We start from the raw sequence: 443 nt of genomic DNA on the forward strand, positions 1-443 counted from the left end.
ATTTTAATGGATTAAAAGTAATTGGTGAAATTTGTGGTGCGATTCGAGATGAATTAGTCCATAGTACGAAACCTGGAATTACCACAAAAGAACTCGATGAAATTGCGAGAGAGATGTTTGAAAAAGCAGGAGCTCAATCTGCCCCAAAAAGTGAATACGATTTTCCTGGATATACGTGCATTAGCATAAATGAAGAAGTAGCGCACGGGATTCCGGGGAGACGGACCATTCAAGAAGGGGACATTGTAAATATTGATGTTTCAGGTTCAAAAAACGGATATTTCGCAGATACCGGAATTTCCTTTGTAGTAGGGGAAGGAGAGACAATTTTACAGAAAATATGTGACGTTGCTAAAGAAGCATTCGATGCTGGACTTAAGAAGGCAAAGCCAGGTTCAAAAAAAAGTGCGCTCGGAAAAGCTGCACACAATGTAGCAAAACAG

At 40.0% G+C, this 443-nt stretch carries 1 protein-coding gene; it reads left to right on the top strand.

What is annotated here, in order from left to right:
* Positions 1-443, top strand: a 443-nt coding sequence (locus AC1DJR_RS33475; protein WP_477004622.1) for a M24 family metallopeptidase, incomplete at both ends; no start/stop codon positions are given.

The organism is Bacillus sp. 05T31 (genome assembly GCF_056396725.1).